We start from the raw sequence: 21,293 nt of genomic DNA on the forward strand, positions 1-21,293 counted from the left end.
TTATATTATGAATATATATTAGTATATTATGATAATATTTTCAATATTTATTTTATATTATGACCAAAATATTCTCATGTTTTACCAGACAGACTTTCTTTTTTCTCTATAATCACAAGAATTCCATAAGATTTGTTTAGAAATCGTTTAGAAATGTTTATTTTCTATCCATTGTTTCCGCCTGCTTTTCTGATATACTTAAGACATAGTTTTTCATATATATTTTTAATCCTCTCTTTTCATTAAATATAAGAACCCCGCAGGCAGCTGCGGGGTTCTTGTTATATTATGACGTAATAGACCGGACATGAAATGACATGTCCGGTCTTAAAACAAATTTATTTAAAATAATTGACTCCTGACAGGAATATCTTTTGATTCTTATTTCCTACGATATTGCTGGATACGAACTGTCCCATACGCTCTGAGTGTCCCATCTTTCCTAACACCCTTCCGTCCGGGCTTGTGATACCCTCGATGGCATAGTAGGAACCATTTGGATTAAAGTCCTCATTCATTGTAGGATCTCCATTTAAGTCCACATACTGGGTTGCCACCTGGCCGTTTTCAAACAGCTTTTTGATCACATCTTCATTGGCCACAAAACGTCCTTCGCCGTGTGAAACAGGGATACTGAAAATGTCTCCCGCATTCACTTCATGGAACCACGGTGACAGATTTGATGTCACTTTCGTATAGGCTACTTTTGAAATATGCCGTCCGATCCGGTTCATCGTAAGCGTCGGAGACTGTTCTGTCTGTTCCACGATTTTTCCTTCCGGCACCAGTCCAAGTTTAATTAACGCCTGGAATCCGTTGCAGATTCCCAGTACGAGACCATCCCGATTATTCAGCAGGTCCATGACAGACTCTTTAAGCTTTTCATTTCGGAAGGCTGTTGCAAAGAATTTGGCGGAACCTTCCGGCTCATCACCCGCACTGAAGCCTCCAGGGAACATAATCATTTGTGACTCTTTGATTGCTTTTTCAAACTCATCTACGGAGTCACGGATTCCCTGTGCATCCAGATTCTTAAACACCTTGGTGATCACCTCTGCCCCTGCTTCTTCAAACGCTCTTGCAGAATCGTATTCGCAGTTTGTACCCGGAAATACCGGAATAAATACTTTTGGTTTCGCTGTCTTATTCTTGGCAAAATACGCCTTGCCTTTGGTGTAATTTCTTGTCTCTACTACATCCTGGCTTCCTTCTGAACGGGTTGGGAAGACCTCTTCTAAAGGCTTGGTCCACGCATCCACAGCCTCTTTCAGCGGAACCACTTCATTTCCTAATACAAGTTCCGGAGTTGTGGTGATCTCACCGAGAAGAAGGCTTGGAATCGCAAGTTTTCTGATATCCCTCGTATCCATTTCTACTACGAAAGATCCGTAATGGTTCTCAACAAGATCTTTGATTTCAACTTCCTGGTCAAAAATAACTCCAAGTCCATTTCCAAAAGCCATCTTGGCAACCGCTTCGATAGTTCCTCCGAATCCGATGGCATAGCAGGATTTGATTGCACCTTCTTCTATAAGCCTGTGGATTCGTTTGTAAACCTTTTTCGCCTCTCTGTAAACCGGAAGGTTATAGACATCCCTCGGAATACAGATCCGCACGAGACGGTTGCCGGCACGTTTCAGTTCCGGAGTAAGCACATGTTTTCCGTCTGCCACATCTACGGCAAAGGATACGAGCGTCGGAGGCACATCAATGTCGTTGAAGGTTCCTGACATACTGTCCTTTCCTCCGATTGATGCAAGTCCGAATCCAATCTGTGCATGGTATGCACCGAGCAGTGCTGCGAATGGCTGTCCCCATCGCTCAGGATCTTCGCCAAGCCGTTTGAAATACTCCTGGAAGGTCAGACGGATCTTCTTGTAATCACCGCCGGCTGCCACGATTTTTGCAATGGAATGAGTGATCGCATAAACTGCTCCGTGGAACGGACTCCATTTGGACAAGTATGGATCAAAACCGTAACTCATCATGGTCACAGTATCTGTTTTTCCGTGAAGCACCGGAAGCTTGGCTACCATCGTCTGAACCGGTGTCATCTGATATTTTCCGCCGTAAGGCAGAGTGACGCTGCCTGCACCAATGGTGCTGTCAAACATCTCCACAAGTCCTTTCTTGGAGCATACATTCAGATTTTTCAGTGTATCAATACATGCTTCCGTAAAGCTCTTTGGAATCTCCTGATCAAAGAAGCTGCTGACACGGTGCGGAACTTCCACATATACATCATTTTCCTGATGAGCCCCATTGGTATCCAAAAATGCACGGGAGAGATTCACGATCTCTTTTCCTCTCCAGGAGAGTACTAATCTCGGCTCCTCGGTTACAACGGCAACTGCTACCGCTTCCAGGTTTTCTTCCTCGGAAAAGGCTAAGAACTGGTCCACATCTTTTGGATCCAGGACAACCGCCATACGTTCCTGGGATTCAGAAATGGCAAGTTCTGTTCCGTCAAGTCCAGCATACTTTTTCGGTACCTTATCGAGATCGATCGTAAGTCCGTCTGCCAGTTCTCCGATCGCCACAGAAACTCCGCCTGCACCGAAATCATTGCACTTTTTGATCAGCCGGCTGACTTCTTCCCTTCGAAACAGCCTCTGGATCTTTCTCTCTGTCGGAGGATTACCTTTCTGTACTTCCGCGCCGCAGGTCTCGATGGACTCTTCCGTGTGGACCTTGGAAGATCCCGTAGCACCTCCGCAGCCGTCACGTCCGGTTCTTCCGCCGAGCAGAACGATGATATCTCCGGGATCTGAAGTTTCCCTTACGACGTTTTTTCTGGGCGCTGCGCCCATGACAGCCCCGATCTCCATACGTTTTGCCACATAATCCGGATGATAAATCTCATCTACAAATCCCGTGGCTAATCCGATCTGGTTGCCGTAAGAACTATATCCATGGGCAGCTCCGGTCACGATTTTTCTCTGCGGAAGTTTTCCTTTTAATGTATCTTTTAACGGGACTGTAGGATCACTGGCCCCTGTCACACGCATAGCCTGGTATACGTAAGAGCGTCCTGAGAGCGGATCTCTGATAGCTCCTCCGAGGCAGGTAGCCGCTCCACCAAACGGTTCGATCTCTGTAGGATGGTTATGTGTCTCATTCTTAAAACTTACGAGCCACTCCTCCTCTTCCCCGTCTATGGAAACAGGCACCACGATGCTGCATGCGTTGATCTCCTCGCTCTCTTCCATGTCATTTAAAGCACCTTCTCTTTTCAGACGGCGCATAGCCATCAGCGCAAGGTCCATCAGGCATACAAATTTGTCTTTCCTGCCCTGGAAAATGCTCTTATGATCCAGCATGTACTGCTCATAGGTCGCCTCCAAAGGCGCACGGTAGAACCCTTCCTGGAACTTGATATTTTTAAGTTCCGTTGAAAAAGTCGTGTGACGGCAGTGATCAGACCAATAGGTGTCCAGAACGCGGATCTCGGTCATGGACGGGTCTCTCTGCTCCTCTTCTTTAAAGTACTTCTGGATGTGCAGGAAATCCTTGAATGTCATAGCCAGGTTGAGGGAATCATAGAGTTCCTTAAACGGCTGTTCGCCCATACCCCTGAATCCTTCCACAATCTTTACATCCTCCGGCTCCTCAAACTCCATCACAAGAGTATCCGGTTTTTCTTCAGAGGACTCTCTGGAATCCACCGGATTGATGCAGTAATCTTTGATCTGTCCCATCTCATCCTCAGACAGTGTTCCCTTTACTACATATGTAGTGGCACTTCGGATGACCGGTTCCTCACTTTCATTTAACAGCTTCAGACACTGCTGGGCAGAGTCTGCCCTCTGGTCAAACTGCCCCGGGAGGAATTCTACGCTGAAAACCGTTTCCCCTTCTTCCACAGGAAACGCTTCCTCATAAACTTCATCCACAGGAGGCTCACTGAACACGGTGCCCAGCGCCTTTTGATAGCTTTCCTCAGAAACATTTTCTACATCATAGCGGATCAGTACGCGGATATTTTCCACATCCAGTCCCAGGTACTGCCTCACTTCCTCCAGCAGTTCCTTTGCTTTGATGGCATAGTCCTGTTTCTTTTCCACATAAACTCTCTTTACTTGTCCCATATGGTCCTCCTCTATTCGTGCAGCTTCTTTATGATTTGAAACGCAGAAGCATTCTCCAAGATCATTGGATCCTTCTTCGCGTAAAAAACGATTCCATCTACGGTGGAATGCACCTCAGAAATAATATCTCCCTCGTAAGGGTCCAGAATCTCCCCTAAGAGCTGTCCCCGGTGCACTTCCTCTCCGACATTGACAAGACGCCGGAAAAATCCCGATGCCTCCGTCTTGACTTCCGCCATGTCCTCTTCTTCTATAATACTTGCAATATAGCCGTTATGGCAATTATATTTTAAAATTCCCATTCTGGTTAAAAACCGCAAAACAGCAGATACAGCCTGTTTCGCCGAAAACTCATTGATATGTCCTGTATCACCGGAATAGACTGAAAATGCATCGGTCCCGTTGATCTGCCAGTTATAATTCAGCGTCTTCACATCAAAACTTCTCTGCTTGCTTGTAATCACATAGGGCAGTCCGAATAAGTTTGCCAGACTTGCACTTTCCTTTCCGGTCGGCTGCATCCGGACATGGGGTATAAAATCTCCTTTCCGGTAAAAGGAAGGAAACTGAATTCCATAACGGTAGCCCTTTACTTTCGCAAATATACTGGCCGCAAGACGGCTGGTCGGCTCTCCCTGCGGATTCCCCGGAAACTCCCGGTTGATGTCACTGTTGTCCGATACCCAATACCGCATCCCTACATTCATTGATGAATTATTCAGTGAAGGAATGACCAGAATCTCATGATTTCCCACAATCGAGCCGGATGCTTCCAGCTCCTTCAGTCTCTTTACCAGCAGAGAGCAGATAAAAAGCTGCTGAAATTCATTTCCTCTCATGGAACCGACAATGCAGGCAGACGGTTCTGAGTCTTCGCCTGTACTTCCGAACCGGAATCCCTCTATTTTAAATTCTTCCCTGAGGTAGGAATCTGTCGTATATAATGTCTCTTTGATCATATCAGGTCACCTCCCACGACTCTGGCGATCAGTGATCCCTCTGTGACACCCGGATGCTCTCGGACAGTCATCAGAATACCGTCCACCGGAGCAATGATTTCTTCCTCCACGGCTCCTAAAATCGGACTTGTGACACTGCCGATGATCTCACCCTTTTTCACATGATCTTTCACCTTTTTGTGGGTCACAAACAAACCATTCGTCTCACAATTCAGATAATGAATCCCGTCATCATGGACGACCGGGGCTCTCTTCGGTTCTGCAGACGGGCCCTTCCAGATGCCCAGTTCCTTCATGACAGCAAACACTCCCTCTATGATCTGTCGGCAGAAGTCATATTTGATCCTGAATGCGGCCCCTGATTCTGTGACCATACAGGGCACTCCCCGCTCATTCAGGGCATAGGAAAGGCTTCCCTCATTCACTGTCGTGGACGGATGTATCCAGATCAGATCGGTATTCATATATCCTGCAAGGCGGAGCAGATGTTCATCTGCATCGCTGTTTAGCCTCACCTGGGGGATCTCCTGAAGAAAAATATTGCTGGAGTGGATGTCAATGACACAGTCTGCACTCTCCATATCCCCCAGCAGCTTAGCCGCCGTATATTCCCCGAGTTCCCCCTTTAAATCTCCCGGAAAAACCGCGCTGTAATCCTCCTGTGTGACCGGGATGCTCCGGCTCCTGGCGTCCAGCCCCAGAGGGTTGACTGACGGATATACGTCCACGATTCCTGACAGGGAATCATAGTCCTCTTTGATCCGCTTTATGATCTCACCGCATATATACTGCCCTCCGAGCTCATCTCCATATAGGCCTGAAACAAGGCAGATTCTCTTTTCTCTTCCCGTCATCACGTCCGGATACAGGGAATTCTTCTTAATCCTTAATGTCTCCCGCACCGGGAGTTTTACTGATACTACTGTCTCAATCATCCTGTTATCTCTTTCCTGTCCTATACGTCAATCCGCTGAACCACTCTGAAAAAAACAGCTTGAGAAGAATCGGCGCCAAAAGGGTTGTCACCAACACCATAATGACCATAGGCGCAAACATCTCTTCCCTGAGCAGCCCTACATGAATCCCTTTTTGTGCAACGATCAGGGCTACCTCTCCCCTGCAGACCATACCGGCTCCAATCTTTAAGGACTCCTTATAGGAATACCTGCAGGCTTTGGCCCCGATGCCGCAGCCGATGATCTTTGTCAGGACAGCGGCAATACTGATAAGCACAGTAAAAATAATCATCGTCTGCGTCATTCCCGCCACTTCGACTTTGAGTCCGATGCTTGCAAAGAAGATCGGCGTGATCAGCATGTATGAGATGCACTCCACTTTCCGGTGAATATAGTAAGTTTCCGGTATTCTGCACAGGATGATTCCTGCCAGATATGCCCCGGTGATATCTGCAATTCCGAATAACTCAGCCAAAAATGCCAGAAACAGGCAGAATGCCAGCGCTAATACAGGTACCCGCCTTCTGTGTACCTGTTCGTTATTTACTTTCATCATGGACATCCTACGGAAAAACTTGTACACAAAAATTCCACCGGCACCTGAGAGCACAAAAAACAGTGCCATCTTCCCGATGATCATAAGCACTCCTGTGACTTCCACTGTACCGGCCCTTCCAATGCTTGTCATAATAGAGAGCAGGATAATACCCAGGATATCATCAATGATCGCCGCGCCTAAGATCGCAGTTCCGACTCTTCCCTTAAGCTTTCCCATATCCTGAAGGGTTTCGACCGTTATACTCACAGAGGTAGCAGTCAAAATGACCCCTACAAAAATATTTTCCATTAAATTTTTTTCAAACATATAAGAAATGACTGCTCCAACCGCCAGGGGCACAACAACTCCGCAGAGAGCAATCACCATGGCTGCTTTTCCGCTCCGTTTCAGCTCCCTGATGTCGGTCTCCAGCCCTGCCTGAAACATCAGGACAATCACGCCGATCTCCGCCAGACTAAGGATCGTGTCAGACGGTTCGATCACGTTCAGCATCACCGGTCCCAGTATAATTCCCGCAATCAGTGCACCGACTACCGGAGGCATGTTTACTTTTCGCGAAAACAGGCTGAAAGACTTTGTCAAAGCCAGTATCACCGCTATATCCAATAAATATCTGTATTCTTCCATAATCATAGCCTCCGCTGTTACAATCTTTTTGTCCCCTTGCTTTTTCCTTTATTATTTAGTATATTAAGAACAGCCCAAAAATGCAAATAAAATTAAAAGAATTTCTGTGCTCACAGAGCCGGATTCTAAGAAAAGAGGTAGTCTTATGAGTGAAGATATCAACGTAGAAGCTGACGTATTTGAAGAAGAAAATCCAATCATCCATCTGGAAATGGAGGATGGTGTCCAGCTCGACTGCGCCGTAATCTGTATCTTCGGCATCGAAGAACAGGATTATATCGCCCTGGTTCCCGTAAAAGACCTTGAGAACGATGAGGAAGAAAGCGAACTGCTTCTTTACCGCTATGAAGAATTGCCGGATGATGAAGTTCAGCTGGACAATATCGAGGACGACGAGGAATATGAGATGGTTTCCGCTGCTTTTGATGCTATTTTAGACGACGAGGATGACGAAGAAGAATAAATCATTTCTCATCCCCTGACAGGTTTCGATCATTTGAAATAAACAATATAAAAACCTTCGGAAACGGCCTTTTCTCTGCCGCAGCCGAAGTTTTTTTCCTATTTGGTTCATACACTTCTTAACTCTGCAGATCCAAAAGCCGTTTCTTCTTCTGTTCATCGATGCGCTGGACGAGCAGGCTCGGCTTTGCAAAATAGTATCCCTGGATATAATCTGCCCCCAGCTTCACTACCGTCTGCATTTCCTCATATGCCTCCACACCTTCCGCAATAATCCTGATGTCCCTTTCGTGGGCATAGTATATGATATTTTTAACAATCTGCTGTTTGTTGCGGTCCAGATGGATATCCCTGATAATCTTCATGTCAATCTTGAGATATTGGGCTGTCACGCTCAGCAGCAGGTGCTCACTGTTGTATCCGCTGCCATAATCATCGATAGCAATGCCGCCTCCCCACCGATGCATCCTCTCTTCTTTTTTAGCCTGCATCATCCGGTTGCCGCGCTCTTCCTCCGTAATCTCCTGAACAATCAGATCAAGGTATTCTCCGTACTGAAGTTCAAACCGTTCAACGTCTTTTTCATCCAGATCCTGATTTGGAATGGAATTGATAAAAACTCTGGTTCCCCTTTTTACGGCTTTGCTCTGCACCAAATCCACAAAAGATTCCATAGATTTAAACCAAGTCAGGCGTTCGATCTCATACAGTTTGGATTCCTGTTTCGCCAGAGACAAAATCTCGTAGACTGTAGGAATCGAATCCAGTCTGGAACGCATCAATGCTTCGTATGCAAATGTCTCGCCGGTCTTCACATCGATGATCGGCTGGAAGTAATATTCGATCAGCTCTTCTTCGATCAGATGATTCAGTTCTTCTTTATTCTGCAGCAAATATGCATCCTGAAAATAACTTTCTCTGTCGAATTCCCCATATCTGCCTTTTCCTCTTTTCTTTACCTTGTACATGGCAAAGTCTGCATACTTAATGAGTTTCGTATAGTCATCGGTGTTGTCCGGATACCATGCGATCCCTCCCGACATCCTGAGCCGGAATTTCTGCTTATTTGGAAGTTCCAGATATTCTTCATCCATTTTTGACCAGCAGTGATTTATTTTCTTTCGTATTGCATCCTTTGAATCATATCCGTAGAAGAAGACGAAAAATTCATCACCGGACATCCTGGCCACTACCGACTCTTTGGGAGTATATTTTTTGAGTCCTGCTGCAGTTTTCTGGATATATTTATCTCCAAAGTCATGTCCGTAAGAGTCATTTAAAAATTTGAGATTATCCAGATCAATCATCATCAGAGCTGCAGTGCCCAGAACATCTTTTCCTTTCTGAAACAGCTGCTCCAGCCTGGCATTAAACGCTCTCCTGTTCAGTATATTCGTGAGCAGGTCATAATCCCTCTCATACTCCATCTTCTTGAGTTCCAGAGTCTCCTTGGTGATATCTTCTGCCAAACCGACGATTTTGTCTTCTTCATACCGTATGCTCAGGCGTACCCAGAACAGATCTTCCTTATCCGGTATCTCGAAAATATAAATATGATCCTGTTCATTTTTCCTGCTCACATACCGCCGAAACATCTCCATGTTTTCTGTGAATTCTTCAATCGACATGTTCTTCCGGATTTTTTCACTGCGAAATACCCTAAAAAAGTCTTCTGTCATAAAAAGCTGGTTTTCATTCCAGTCAATCTCAAATCCGCCGATTTTTATGCTGGCCATCCGCAGGATCTGTGCAAACTTCCTGGACGCCTGAAAGACATCTGAGCTCAGCTTTTCAAAAGACCCTCCCAATTCATCCAGTTCTTTTACCCCGGTTCTTCTCAGCGCAATGGGTTCGCTCGGATTGCTGTTTTTGACATCCGATGCCAGGCTGATGACCGGCCGCGTGATCAGAATACTGATCACCAGCACTCCTATGATGCTGGCAATAAACAGTGCTGTCACTACAATCACAAGTGTCTTGTTAAATTTGTTGGAAAATGAGAACAGCTGATCCGTGGGAACAACACCGATCAGCGCCCATTTCTGATCTGCAAACGGTGTATTCGTGTTATAAAGATTGATATAGTGGACATTGCTGCAAAGCAGATCTGCATCAGATCCTCCGATGGTGAAAGCATTGTCATAGTCTTTTGATGCAACCAGATTGATTGTTTTGCTCTGCTTCATATACATATTGTAAGCAGGCCCGCTAACCATGACATTTTGAAGCTGATTTCCTTTTCCTCCGTCCTGTACGCCGAGTATGTAAGCACTGTTCTTATTCTCGCTGAGTTCATTGAATGAGATCAGTTTCTTTAAATAATCAGTAGACAGCTCAATGCCCAGGACCCCGTACACTGTCCCGTCGCTCAGCCTGAGCGGGACAGAATAGGAAATCACTTCTTTTGGATTGTTGGCCAGAGTATAAGTCTTGCTCCAGTATGCCAGATCCGCTGTTTTGAGCTCCGGGTATTTCTCTGCGGCCATGTACGGCTCATACAAAAAAGAATAGTAATCGACAGAGGAATCTTTGAAATCAAATCCCGAATTCCACCCGGTATCCATCCCGATCTTCCACTTCTTTACCAGGGCAGAAGGCATCCGTTCCGCGAGAAGGTCTGTGTTGTTCTCAGACGGTGCAGCCACCGGATCATAATCCCTGATATAAATCCCGGGCTTATTTTGATACCCGCGGCTTTCTTCCTCTTTTGAAAGATCTTTGGTATTAAGAACCACAAATGCCCCTGTCACCATGTTTTGACGAATCAGCGAGATCAATTCTTCCATGCTCTCGTCCAGAAGACCGGTATAAACCGAACTGTCACTGTCAATCCTTGAAAACTTTTTTGCATCGTCCGTCTTCAGTTTCTCTGCCGACTGGTTGATCCCGTTTAAGGCAGAATCCAGATTGGACCATCGCTTCACCATCTCATCTTCCAGATAATTCTTTCGGTTGATAACTCGCTCATTAATGATATCCACAGAATTCTGGTTCAGACGGTTCATGACCCCGCCTCCGAACAGAAGTCCCGCAAGGACTGCTACCTGGAGGATGACCAGCAGAAGAAGAGGTACCAATATTCTTTTTAAAATTGAATTTTGCCTTATCTGTCTCATACCCCGGATCTTAACCTCATCAGCCTTCCAATGTTTTTAATTCCTTTAATGTTTTTTCATACCACTGTTCAAAATTCTGATCTGTGTTATATTTTTTCACCGCAGCTTCATAGGACATGCCGCCCTTTATGGCTTTCTCCACAGCTTTTCTGTCCTGATCGGCTTTGTCAGACAGACATGTTTCTAAAATATTTCTGATCTGGCTTCCGTTCTTTGCGGCTTTCGGAGTGTACATTTTGTTATTATTGACTGTTTTGACCGCTGTCATAACTGTGTCTTTAATATCCTCATTTTTCTCATCCTTCATTGCCTTTTCAACAGCTTTTTCGGTATTGGCTTCTTTTTTTACCGGCAGGTAGCTGGAGGTAGCCGCAAATTCAAAGTTACGTTTTGCCTCGGTAAACCATTTTAAAAATTGAACAGATGCATAAATTTCTTTATCGGAAGATTTTGTGACGACCATTCCTGCGCCCTGCTGAACCGCATAATCTTCTTCATCCGCAAACTTCGGAACTTCATAGGATCTTACCTTGATCGGATAACTTTTCTTGTCATTGACCGTCACCGCCTTCGGATAATATGCCGCCCCGGAACTGGAGCCTGTAAACGCGATGAGGCTGCCCATCTTCATATCATCGCTTCTGTATCTTCCGCTCGCAGTAAAATAACCTTTGATATATGGAGTATAGTAATTATCCCAGAGTTTTCTCACTACTTTCTTATCAAAATTGATTTTACACTTTCCTTTTTCAATCTTTAAGAGGTCCACTCCCTGCTGTTTAGCTCCAACGAAAAAATAGTTTGCCATCGCATCTCTTCCATAAAATGCTTTCCCGTCATTCGGAGTTTTGGTAGCCTTGTCCGTCCACTTATAATACTTTTCCGCAGTCTTTACGAGTCCTTCGATTGTACTCAGGTCGGAAGTTTTTGCTCCGGTAGCTTTTGAAAACTTCTCCCAGTCCGTCTGGTTTACCGCAAGTACTTCCGTAGCCTTTGCCACAGGAAATATTTTTAACTCTCCGGCCTTGGAAAGTTCTCCTTCCTCGATGTAGTTATCCACATACTCTCCGATCTCGTCTTTTGTGAGATATTCGTTCAGATCGGCTACGAGTCCAAGCTTGTTTACCTGATATGCCGTATCCGCATAAGCGGCAAAAATATTCGGCATCTCACTGGCTCCAGCCTTTTTATTTGCTGAATTCAGCACGGTCTTCTCAAGATCATAGACATTGCCCTGTGCATAAGTCTCGACATAGATCCCTTCATCTTTTCCATCGGAATTATTAAACTGGCTCACCAGGCTTTCAAATGCTTCCTGCTGTGCGCCGTTGTAATAATGCCAGACAGAGATGACCGTCGGATTATCCTTATCCAGCTCTACTGTCTTTGCTTCTTCTTTTTTTCCGCACCCTGCAAGCAGCGAAACTGCCATAAAGCAGGTGAGCATACAAACTAATAATTTTTTCATAAGACTTCCCCCTGATAAACCTGTCTTTAGCATCTTCTACTAGAATACCATATTTATCCGTAAACATCAAAAAAACAACAGCCGGACTTTATATCCGGCTGCTTTGCTCATCCCATTTTTTTAATACCTGAAGAAATCTGGCTACAGGAAATCCTACTACATTGTAATAGTCTCCTTCAATTCCCCGTATGAAGCGGGCCGCTCTGCCCTGAATCCCATACGCTCCGGCCTTATCCATCGGTTCTCCCGTCTCGATATAGCATCTGATCTCATCTTCTGAGACCGGATAGAAAAAAACGGATGTCTCTTCATAAAAAACATGCTTCTTTTCCCCGCAGATGCACGCAACACCTGTATACACCTGATGTCTGCTTCCGCTGAGCATGCGAAGCATCCGGGCAGCATCATCCTTATCCACAGGCTTTCCGAGTATACTGCCTTCCATGGCGACTACGGTATCAGCGCCTATAACCATACAGTCTCCGTCAGCACGGCCCGCTACATCTTCCGCTTTTTGAAGAGCCAGCTCCATCACCGCGTCTTTCGGCTCCTGTTTTGTGATCACTTCCTCTTTCGTGCTCGGAATCACCGTGAAATCGATTCCTACCTGCTTCAGTATCTCCCTGCGCCTGGGAGACGCGGATGCCAGTATCAGTGTTTTCATTTCTTCCTCCTCTTTCTGCCTAAAACCAACGATACAAGCCGCTTCCTGTTTCTTCTCTGAGGGCTTTTAAACTGATTATAATGCAGCAGAGCCTGCTTGTCGACTGCTAAGCTTCTTTTATCATATCGAGGAAATACCGGTGGACAGTATCGTCGTCATCCAGTTCGGGATGAAAAGCCGTCACCAGCTGATTGTCCTGTCTGGCAGCTGTAATCTTCCCTCCTGTTGACGCCAAAACCATGACTTTGTTTCCCGCTTCTTCAATATAAGGTGCGCGGATAAATGTCATAGGAATTTTTCCTTCTTCTCCAAACGATTCTTCTGTCCAAAAGCTTCCCAGCTGGCGGCCGTAGGCATTTCTCCTGGCCGTGATATCCATTGTCGCAAGATAAGCGCTCTCCCCTTTTATTCTTTGAGCCATCAGGATCAGGCCCGCACAGGTTCCAAAAGCCGGAAGCCCGTTTAGGATCATAGTTCTTAACTTCCCGGCCATCTCAAGATCCCGCAGAAGCTTTCCTATGACCGTACTTTCTCCGCCCGGAAGAATCACCCCGTCCATCTGACGGTCCAAATCTTTTTTCCCGCGGATTTCAAAGCTTTGGGCTCCTAAGTTTTCTACCTTCCTGCGGTGTTCTGCAAATGCTCCCTGAAGAGCAAGCACCCCGACCCTCATCACTGTCCTCTTTCTGCCATCAAGAGCTGAATCTCGTCTTCATTGATCCCCACCATGGCTCCTCCCAGGTCTGTGGACAATTCAGCAAGTATCTTCGGATCGCGGAAATTTGTAACAGCCTTTACAATGGACCGTGCACGCTTTTTTGGATCACCCGATTTAAAGATACCGGAGCCAACGAAAACTCCTTCCGCCCCAAGCTGCATCATCAGAGCCGCATCCGCCGGAGTCGCCACTCCGCCAGCTGCGAAATTAACTACGGGAAGCCTGCCGTCTTCGTGGACTTTCAGCACCAGTTCATAAGGTACACCGAGTTTTTTTGCCTCGTCAAACAGCTCATCTTCCGCCATAGATGCAATCCGTCTGATATCCCGGTTCAGCATCCTCATATGCCTCACGGCCTGAACAACATCTCCAGTGCCTGGCTCTCCTTTAGTCCGTATCATAGCGGCTCCTTCGCTGATCCTCCGAAGTGCCTCGCCGAGATCTTTTGCCCCGCAGACAAACGGAACTTTAAATTTTGTTTTATCGATGTGGTAAACATCGTCGGCGGGCGAGAGCACTTCGCTCTCATCTATGTAATCGATCTCAACCGCCTCCAGTATCTGTGCCTCCGCGAAATGCCCGATTCTTACCTTCGCCATCACCGGGATGGATACTGCCTCCTGGATTTCTCTGATCATTTTCGGATCACTCATTCTGGACACGCCTCCGGCTGCGCGGATGTCTGCCGGAATCCTTTCCAATGCCATGACTGCACAGGCCCCGGCCTCCTCTGCCGTTTTTGCCTGCTCGGGAGTCGTCACATCCATAATGACTCCCCCTTTTAACATCTGTGCCAACTGTTTATTTAACTGGTAACGCTCATTTTCCATGACTGTGTCCTCCATAATATGTTAGTCTTTGTTTTATGCCGGCATTAAAAACTTAAAACTTATTATACAGCGTATTGGTATTATCAAAATATCCAGTTTTTATATATTTAACAGTGCCAGTTTGTTATAAGTGTTAGAAACGTCAATTATTCCAGTGCTCCTTTTACTTTCTTTTTGCGCCCGCAGAGCCTGGCTTCCGCATTGTTTGCCTGATTTGCGTATGCATGTCTTCTCCCTTTTAAGAGAATCTTTCGCCCTTCTTCATTTCTTGTATAGACTAATTTGTAATTTCCTATGCTTTTTCTCATAGCTTGTGCAAAGGCCCCGGCATCTTGTCTGGTCTTCGCAAAGATGCCCGGAACACTGAAATAACTCTGCATCTTGTTCCAGCTCCTTTTTTCATACAGGAGGTATCTCTGATTATCAATCTCTCCCAAAAACTCGTCTACACATGCAGAAAATAGATCCTTTTCCCTCACTGTCCCTCCCCTCAGATAAACAAAATAAAATAATCCCTTTTCTTCTGTCACAACTTTGGTATCAGAAGAGATTTGACCCTTTTGAATCAATGCTGATCTGATCCCTGTCCCAATCGCATTTAACCGTTTCAGAGGTGTCAGAAGCCTGACAATTCCTGTGCCGCAGCGGATCGTCAGCAGTACAAATAAACTCGTAGCTGCTGCCGAGAACAAAAGCGGAACCAGCCCCTCTGTGCTGAACGTTCCAGTGTATAGAATAAGATTGCATGTTTGAATAATCACCGCAAGCAGCTCAAAACCGATCAGATTAAAAAAACCAGCCCCCGGCTTCAAAACTGATTTGTCCATCACACATTCGTCGGTAATTTCCATTTTATCGAAGACAACGGCGGCCCGTTCCCACTTCTTTTGCAGACCTTCTCTGTCTTTGGCTCTTTTTTTCATCTCTTCATTGATTCTTTTCACTTCTTTTTCTGTATAGTGATTTTCGGCGAGATCAAGTCGATCCATGCCGTTTTCAATGATATCTTCTGTATAACTGATGCCTAAAATTCCTTTCATCCTCCTGGACAGCATGGCAAAATCATCGGACAATTCTGCCTCCCCCGTTCCCATCAGCCGGCTGACTCTGGTCTGTCTGTCGGTAGTATCAAGGCACACCAGATGCCAGATGTTACTTGTCTTTTCCGGATTTCCTGGCATAATCCTGACAGCCCTCCCTCTCATCTGGTTGCTCAGTACAAAGGAACCGACAAAGCTTGCCAGAATCAAAGAGTTAATACAAGGAGAATCCCATCCCTCTCCTAAAAGTGACTTTGTCCCGATCAAAATCTGTACATAGCCGGCTTCAAAAGCCTCGGTTGCAATCCGGACCATATTCTGTTTTTTCCCGCGGACAGTAACTTTTGCATATCCCAAAGCCGTCCCTGATCTGTTCTTCATCTCCTCAAGCTGCAACTTGCTGCTGTCTCCCAGAATTCTCTTTGCCGTATCCGTTAAAAACTCTGATGCTTCAGACGGCAGAATCATCAGTTCTCCGCATACAACTCCGAGTCTTATCTCTGCTTCCAATTCTCTGCGCAGCATCTCGAACAGCGGTACTGCCCCTATTTTATCAGCTGGACGGTCTGGATCTCCTACAGCCTTCTCATATTCTCTCCTGATATAATCCGTCAGGATCAAAAGATTCAGCCCTTTTCCCATAGATTCATATTCAGCCGCTGCAATTTCCCTGATGCTTTTCAGCTTTCCCCTGCTGTTAGCCAGTAGTTTTTCTATAGATTCATTGGCACACAGCGATACTCTTCTGCGCTCTATACATTTTCTGCGCTTTAAACTCTGGATTAAACCGCTGATGTAACCGGCATCTGCATCATAGCTGCCAGTGTCATCGAACAAAATTCCCTGAAGCAGCTGTTCCAGCCTTGAGATATCAAACTCCGGCAGACGCTTTATTCCTAATACCTTAAGCCATTTTTTTGGATAAGGAATTCCCTTAGCCTCCAGAAATGTCAGAACCGAGACAAGATACGCAGGTTTTTCCAGCAGTTCATCTGCAGACTGATCCGGATCCATAATCCCCTTTCGCGAGGCAGCAACAGCCGCAAAACTTTCATCTGCAGTCATTTCCTGAAACACCTTGCGGACTTCCCCGCGAAATGCATCTATCTGGGCTTTTTCATCCTCTGTCGGGTAATTAAAATACACATAATCCTGATGCGGGCACAGGCTGTGGTCCTGCACCAGCTCCGGCACAATGATCTCCTCATCAATCTCCCCGCAAAGTCCAATATACCGCTCCCACTGAGCCGATGTAGAATCATAAGGCGGTGTAGCCGTCAGGGAAACGACACAAACATTTTCCATCTTCATCATGAATTTTTCTAATGATTTCCACCACTCGCTGCGGAGATGATGACACTCATCAAGACAGATGGTCCCGATTTCTGCTGCTTTGACAGCATTTATAAGATTAAATACTTTAGAGTCCTCCTGTTCCGCTTCAAAAACGGACTTCGGCCCGCTAATTTGTTCCATTCCGAAATGTAGTGCCTGATATGTGACAGACGTTATCAGAGCCGGTGCGTGTATGTCATCTGAAAGCAGACTTTGATCGTCTTTTTGGATAAAAGCCTCTTTTACACGTTCCAGCCATTGCTGCCGGATTACTGCAGAAGGGGACAGGATGAGACACGGTCTGCCCAGACGCCGGATCAGCTCAATTCCAAGGGTGGTCTTGCCAGAACCAGGCGGTGCTACAATATGTATTTTCCCGTCCTTCAAATAAGTATCTGCACGGTCTAAAATCCTTTCTTGATAAGGGCGCCATGCTCCTTTGAATTTTAAAATATGATCATAAGAATTCATTTTTCACCTTTCTGAAACATCCGGCCGTGTCTCACAACATCTGTCTGTTTTTTACCGTCAGGTTTATTGTACCCAGTAATTTATGCTTTGACAACAATTCGTCCGTCCACAAAAAAAGATATCTTCAATATTTATGCGAAGATATCTTTTTACAGCTCTTTATTCTTTATCTGATTTTAATTTGTTAAAATAGGCTTTTGTCTCTGCGATCACAACCGGACTCAATGCCGCCAGAGCAATCAGGTTCGGAAGCGCCATCAGGGCATTAAAGATATCTGCGATCTTCCATACTGCTTCCACCGTCATAAACGGTCCGATAAACACAGCCAGAATATACAGGTACCGGTATCCCATCACGATCTTCATTCTGCCGTTTGTAAGGTATTCCAGGCACCGTTCCCCGTAATAATTCCACCCGAGAATTGTAGTAAATGCAAAAAACACCAGACAGAGCATCAGGATAAAGGACGGAACGACCGGCGGAAACGGCATTCCCATCTGGAACGCTTTTGTAGTAACTTCCACACCCTCAAGCCCTACATTCCATGTACCGGAGATGACAATGCTGAGCCCGGTCATGGTACAGATCACAATGGTGTCGATAAAGGTACCGGTCATGGAAACAAGACCCTGGCGCACCGGCTCTTTTGTCTGGGCAGCAGCAGCCGCGATCGGCGCACTTCCAAGACCCGCCTCATTGGAAAAGATCCCTCTGGCGATTCCCGACTGCATGGCAGCCAGCATCGTTCCGAGAGCGCCTCCGGCCATTGCCTTGACTCCGAATGCGCTTTTTACCACGAGTGCGATCGCCGCAGGCACTTCCTGTATGTTAAAAATAATGATACTCAGCGCAGCAAGAACGTAAGCCACCGCCATAAACGGGACGACCACCTGGGAAACAGCCGCAATTCTCTTGATTCCCCCGAGAACTACCGCCGCAACGCAGACCGTGATGATCACGCTGGCAACAAGCACCATATAGGAATAATCTTTTCCAAACAAGGAGATCATATGAGCGTTGTTCGGATCAAAAAAGTTCTTGACTGCCCCGGAAATCCCGTTCACCTGTGTAAATGTTCCGATTCCGAACAGACCGACGCCCGCTCCGAAAAAAGCAAAAATCTTAGCCAGCGGCCTCCATTTCCGCCCCATACCATTTTCTATGTAATAGAACGGCCCGCCGAGCACGTGTCCCTTCTCATCGATGGTCCGGTACTTGATCGCCAAAAGGCCTTCCGCATATTTGGTGGCCATACCGAAAAATGCCGCCAGGATCATCCAGAACAAAGCTCCCGGTCCCCCGGCACAAAGCGCCGTCGCTACTCCAACGATATTTCCGGTACCGATCGTTGCAGAAAGGGCCGTACAGAGAGCACCAAAACTGGTGACTTCCCCGGAGCCTCCCTCCTCATTTTTCACCATATATTTTAACGCCCTGGGAAGATGTCTGATCTGCAGAAGCCCCAAACGCACAGTGAGATAAATTCCCACAGATAAAATAAGGACGATCAGCGGTATCCCCCAAACTACATCGTCAAGCCAGATAATAAAATTGTTCAATTGTGTCAGCATGTTTCCTTCTCCTCTTTGGTTTCCTGTATTCTTTTTATTAAAAATTCATGGAGAACTCTTTGTATGGAATAAAAAAAGCCAAACCCAAAGTTTGACTAAGAAAGAGTAAGCAAATATACAGTACACCGAAAACGTGCCCCATGTTTATGTCTGCTCTGTCCTTTTGCCTGAGAGATAAACAGCCTGCGCTGCCGTACACCTTCGGCGCTCTTTCTTTGAGACTCTCCAGAGTGTATATAGTATCTATACATACGTTAAGATATTAACACACCTTGTTTTGCAAGGCAAGAAAATCTTACCTTGAATCCGTAAAAAAAATCCATTACCATTAGAAATAAAGAAAACCAGAAAGGAAACTCGCCGATGGAACACATGATACATGAAATTAAACCAGTTTTTAACGACAAATCCAGAATCCTGATCCTGGGAAGCTTCCCCTCTGTAAAATCCAGAGAAGGACAGTTTTTCTACCATCATCCTCAAAACCGCTTCTGGAAGGTGCTGGCTGCTTCCCTCTCCCAGTCTGTTCCCGCCACCGTAGAGGAGAAAACCATCTTTCTCCTGTCCAATCACATAGCGGTCTGGGACGTAATCGCATCCTGCGATATCCAGGGTTCCAGCGACAGTTCGATCCGAAACGTGACCCCCAACGACCTGACCAATCTGCTCTCCCTTGCACCGATCCGCAGCATTTACACCAACGGGGGAACTTCCCACAAATTATTCTGTAAACATATCGAACCTTCTCTGGGAAGATCCGCCGTCAAACTTCCATCTACGAGTCCGGCCAATGCGGCATGGACACTGGAACGTCTCGTGGGCGTCTGGGGCCCCGCCATCCGGAAAGGTTTATTTCCCGGAAAACCGGACAGTGATCTGACAGACTTCTGATTTCGTCCCCACCCTCAGAGGAGGCCCCCACACTCCTGCGCCTGAGGTGACGACAGAATTCATGTTTCCGATCTTCTTATAACCACAAGAGTTTTCCCACATCATGCCGGTCACAAGATTTCCCGGAAATATCTGCCCGTCGTGGGTATGTCCGGACAGGTCCAGATCGGCGCCAGCCTCCGACAGCTGTTTCAGCTCCTTCGGCTCATGATCCATGACGATAACCGGTTTTGTCAGGTCACAATCTTTTAAGAGATCTTCTGCATTTCTGCGCTGTTCTCCCATCTTCCCGGCCTTGGACGGATCTTTCCTGCCCGCCAGATAAAACGATCCGCCGATCAGGATTGTTTTGTCATCCAAAAGTCTGATTCCCGACCGGGACAGAAATTCTTCCATCTGTCTGTCATTGTCAGGGGCCTTTTTTGTGCCAAACGTAAAGCCTCCGAGTATTTTTTCGCCTATATCGTGATTTCCCCAGCACGCATATGTACCGTAAGTACTCTGTATTTTCCTAAGCTCCTTCTCTATTTTTTCCGGATCTTTTACCGCCCTGAATTCATTGTCAAAAATGTCTCCTGCAATACAGACCAGATCAGGCTTCCCCCGATTGATCTGTTTTACCATCTTTTTCACCTGAGAAAGTCCGCTGTTATAACCTAGATGCAGATCTGCAGCTAAGGCGACTTTAAGCTCCTTTCTGCCTGCACAGGCTTTATCCACCGTCACTGCATAGTCCATAGTATCAATCTGTCTGGCATGGATACTGCCGTAAACCGTAAAAATCATGACCGCCGCCAGAATCATCACTCCTGCCGCCGCCAATATACTCTGGTCTTTCCTTGGGATAAAAAGTCCGATCAGATCACCAGCCGCTGCCAGAAAAAGTGCACAGAAAAAAATACCGATCCAGTAATTGCTCAGTATTTTAAAAATCCTCTGAATCCGTGACTGGGGCAGTACAAAAGCGATCAAAAGGGAAAAACCCGTAATCCAGTATAGAATTCTGTAACAGAAACGAATCTTTTCCGGATGGATCATATGAATACATACGGTAAGCCAGCTCAAGCTTCTCCGATATAAATAATAATTCAGCACCAGATAAAACGGCGCCAATATCACTGCCAGCATACCTTTCCCTCAACTTTCTGCAATCTCTTTTACTGCCTCCACTGCCTGTTCTGTCTGTTCTCCTGTATTAAAGCTGGAAAAACTGAACCGGACCATTCCCTGTTCCTTTGTCCCGAACGCTTCGTGCATCAAAGGCGCACAGTGTCCTCCGGATCTTGTACAAATCCCGTATTTTTCTGTCAGCAGATAACTTACTTCTCCGGAAACCATCTCTTTTATATTCAGACTCACAATCGGTGCCCTCTCCTCTTTTGAAAAGTCACCGTACAGAGTGACTCCCGGTATCTCACGGACCCCTTCATAAAACATGCCGGCCAGATGCTGTTCCTTCTGCCGGAGCTTTTCCATTCCCTGTGACCTGATATAATCGATGCCGGCTCCCAGCCCGGCGATGCCGTGGCCGTTTAAC

The 21,293-nt window shown here is 46.2% G+C and carries 15 protein-coding genes and 1 riboswitch; of the genes, 2 read left to right on the forward strand and 13 right to left on the reverse strand.

What is annotated here, in order from left to right:
- Positions 1–338: 338 nt before the first annotated feature.
- Genes QVP35_RS10865 through QVP35_RS10880 form a run of 4 tightly spaced genes read right to left on the reverse strand, consistent with a single transcriptional unit; the run spans position 339 to position 7,189 of the window.
- Entirely contained in the window at positions 339–4,088 is a 3,750-nt protein-coding gene (locus tag QVP35_RS10865) for a phosphoribosylformylglycinamidine synthase (protein WP_009288866.1), read from the reverse strand.
- A gap of 11 nt (positions 4,089–4,099) precedes the next feature.
- Positions 4,100–5,047: a M14 family metallopeptidase gene (locus QVP35_RS10870; protein ID WP_009288867.1), complete on the reverse strand. Its 948-nt coding sequence runs from the start codon at positions 5,045–5,047 to the stop codon at positions 4,100–4,102.
- Positions 5,044–5,982, reverse strand: coding sequence for a M14 family metallopeptidase (locus QVP35_RS10875; protein WP_009288868.1), 939 nt, complete (start codon positions 5,980–5,982; stop codon positions 5,044–5,046). Before QVP35_RS10875 ends, QVP35_RS10870 begins: the two co-directional genes overlap by 4 nt.
- A gap of 4 nt (positions 5,983–5,986) precedes the next feature.
- Entirely contained in the window at positions 5,987–7,189 is a 1,203-nt protein-coding gene (locus QVP35_RS10880; RefSeq protein WP_009288869.1) for a cation:proton antiporter, read from the reverse strand.
- Positions 7,190–7,334: 145 nt separating this feature from the next.
- Between QVP35_RS10880 and QVP35_RS10885 the strand changes: the two genes are divergently transcribed.
- A complete protein-coding gene (locus QVP35_RS10885; protein ID WP_006565947.1) occupies positions 7,335–7,652 on the forward strand; it encodes a DUF1292 domain-containing protein in 318 nt (105 codons plus the stop codon).
- A 118-nt stretch (positions 7,653–7,770) separates the two neighbouring features.
- On the opposite strand, the gene QVP35_RS10890 is transcribed toward QVP35_RS10885, so the two are convergent.
- The 7 genes from QVP35_RS10890 to QVP35_RS10920 form a co-directional block, all read right to left on the reverse strand.
- Positions 7,771–10,767: an EAL domain-containing protein gene (locus tag QVP35_RS10890; protein ID WP_009288870.1), complete on the reverse strand. Its 2,997-nt coding sequence runs from the start codon at positions 10,765–10,767 to the stop codon at positions 7,771–7,773.
- Positions 10,768–10,786: 19 nt separating this feature from the next.
- Positions 10,787–12,235 (reverse strand): extracellular solute-binding protein, encoded by a 1,449-nt coding sequence (locus tag QVP35_RS10895; protein ID WP_022261147.1) that lies wholly within the window; start codon positions 12,233–12,235, stop codon positions 10,787–10,789.
- Between the two features lie 88 nt (positions 12,236–12,323).
- Positions 12,324–12,899: a Maf family protein gene (locus QVP35_RS10900; RefSeq protein ID WP_009288872.1), complete on the reverse strand. Its 576-nt coding sequence runs from the start codon at positions 12,897–12,899 to the stop codon at positions 12,324–12,326.
- A gap of 106 nt (positions 12,900–13,005) precedes the next feature.
- On the reverse strand, positions 13,006–13,572 hold the full coding sequence (gene pdxT, locus QVP35_RS10905; RefSeq protein WP_009288873.1) for a pyridoxal 5'-phosphate synthase glutaminase subunit PdxT: 567 nt from the start codon (positions 13,570–13,572) through the stop codon (positions 13,006–13,008).
- Positions 13,572–14,447, reverse strand: a complete 876-nt coding sequence (gene pdxS, locus QVP35_RS10910; RefSeq protein WP_009288874.1) for a pyridoxal 5'-phosphate synthase lyase subunit PdxS — start codon at positions 14,445–14,447, stop codon at positions 13,572–13,574. The genes pdxT and pdxS overlap by 1 nt, the downstream gene beginning before the upstream one ends.
- A gap of 146 nt (positions 14,448–14,593) precedes the next feature.
- Positions 14,594–17,293 carry a DEAD/DEAH box helicase family protein gene (locus QVP35_RS10915; RefSeq protein WP_022261148.1) on the reverse strand — a complete coding sequence of 900 codons (2,700 nt, stop codon included), beginning with the start codon at positions 17,291–17,293 and terminating at the stop codon, positions 14,594–14,596.
- Between the two features lie 159 nt (positions 17,294–17,452).
- The gene (locus QVP35_RS10920) at positions 17,453–18,865 is read right to left on the reverse strand and encodes an alanine/glycine:cation symporter family protein (RefSeq protein WP_006565954.1); all 1,413 of its coding nucleotides are present in this window, start codon (positions 18,863–18,865) and stop codon (positions 17,453–17,455) included.
- Positions 18,866–19,010: 145 nt separating this feature from the next.
- Positions 19,011–19,104: riboswitch (glycine riboswitch) on the reverse strand.
- A 124-nt stretch (positions 19,105–19,228) separates the two neighbouring features.
- On the opposite strand from QVP35_RS10920, the gene QVP35_RS10925 reads away from it, so the two are divergent.
- Positions 19,229–19,756: a DNA-deoxyinosine glycosylase gene (locus QVP35_RS10925; protein ID WP_022261149.1), complete on the forward strand. Its 528-nt coding sequence runs from the start codon at positions 19,229–19,231 to the stop codon at positions 19,754–19,756.
- On the opposite strand, the gene QVP35_RS10930 is transcribed toward QVP35_RS10925, so the two are convergent.
- Positions 19,715–20,884 (reverse strand): metallophosphoesterase, encoded by a 1,170-nt coding sequence (locus QVP35_RS10930; RefSeq protein WP_009288879.1) that lies wholly within the window; start codon positions 20,882–20,884, stop codon positions 19,715–19,717. The two genes, QVP35_RS10925 and QVP35_RS10930, sit on opposite strands and share 42 nt — an antisense overlap.
- A 9-nt stretch (positions 20,885–20,893) precedes the next feature.
- Positions 20,894–21,293 (reverse strand): aminotransferase class V-fold PLP-dependent enzyme (locus tag QVP35_RS10935; RefSeq protein WP_288187876.1); only part of this gene is annotated, 400 nt, incomplete at its 5' end.

This window comes from Anaerostipes sp. CAG:276 (genome assembly GCF_000432215.1).
GTDB lineage: Bacteria > Bacillota > Clostridia > Lachnospirales > Lachnospiraceae > Anaerostipes > Anaerostipes caccae.